Source organism: Gilvimarinus sp. 1_MG-2023, assembly GCF_030548285.1.
In genome coordinates this window covers 1-420 of the sequence record NZ_JAUOSC010000204.1, presented here as the reverse complement: position 1 = coordinate 420, position 420 = coordinate 1, and the positions used below count along the sequence as shown (strand labels likewise).

At 54.8% G+C, this 420-nt stretch carries 1 protein-coding gene; it reads right to left on the bottom strand.

Translation table 11 applies throughout. The features are described 5' to 3' along the window. Positions 1-92 precede the first annotated feature (92 nt). The coding region (locus Q4563_RS16435) for an AI-2E family transporter (RefSeq protein WP_303605245.1) at positions 93-420 on the bottom strand (328 nt) is incomplete at its 5' end.

The window sequence follows — 420 nt, the reverse complement described above, 5'->3', positions numbered from 1 at the left end:
GAGTAGCGCCGCGCAAACGCTGATTATCCGCGCCCGGGCTGCCATTTTGCCACTGCCACCCAGTCATTGTGCAACTACCGCTCAATTACCGCTCAATCATGACCAGTATGGCCAGGCCAGGACTGGATCACCGCCTTGAGCAAGGTCGCCAGTGGAATCGCAAAAAACACGCCCCAGAACCCCCACACTCCCCCGAATACCAGTACCGCAACAATAATGGCTACCGGGTGCAGGTTTACCACCTCTGAAAACAACAGTGGCACCAGCACATTACCATCCAGTGCCTGAATAATGCCGTAAACCGTCATCAGGTAAAAAAAGTCATTATTCCAGCCCCACTGCATATAGCCCACCAGAGCGATCGGGATTGTGACTACCGCTGCACCGATGTAAGGCACCAGCACCGACAATCCGACCGCA